General features: G+C 44.0%; 2 protein-coding genes. Both read right to left on the minus strand.

Going from position 1 to position 616, the window contains the following annotated elements; genetic code table 11:
* Positions 1 to 204, minus strand: a 204-nt coding sequence (locus R7E78_RS28055) for a response regulator (RefSeq protein ID WP_318058877.1), incomplete at its 3' end; no start/stop codon positions are given.
* 4 nt (positions 205 to 208) lie between these two features.
* A partial coding sequence (locus tag R7E78_RS28060; protein WP_318058878.1) for a sensor histidine kinase occupies positions 209 to 616 on the minus strand: 408 nt, incomplete at its 5' end.

The following is a 616-nucleotide window of genomic DNA, read 5'->3' on the forward strand; positions in this document are numbered from 1 at the left end:
GAACGTGGTTAACAGGTCCATGCCTGAAATACCGGGTAAACAAATGTCGGTCACAATTACGCCAGCTTCGTCGCCTTGTTTCATGGCTAACAAGGCGGATTCCGCATCGGAAAAAAATGTCGCTTCGATATCGGCTAGCTCAAACGTTTGTTCTATTGCTAATCGAAGGTCGGCTTCATCATCAATAAAAAACACCTGACACATTATTTTATCCTTCTGATTGTTCGGTGCGTTGGCATATTGGTAAACACAATGAGAATCGAGCGCCACCTTGGGCTCGGTTGTGAGCACTCAAGCTGCCGTTCATACCAGCCAATATTTGCTGAGATATAGAAAGTCCTAATCCCAATCCATTCTTTTTAGTTGTTAAAAACGGTTCGCAAAGTTCGGACAGTGTGTGCGAACCAAGCCCAGGGCCATTGTCATCGACATGAATCATCACTTTGTTTTCATCCGTATCCGTTTCAACGAGCAACCACACTTGTTTATCTTGTTGTTCTTTTACGGCTTCAATTGCGTTTGTCAGCAAGTTAACCAGAACTTGCTCCAATTGAATGGTATTGATTTGAACCTCGATGTCGTCAGTAGGAAGTTCGGTAGCAAGTAGAACACGAGC

It is taken from the genome of Vibrio sp. YT-19(2023), from assembly GCF_033337395.1.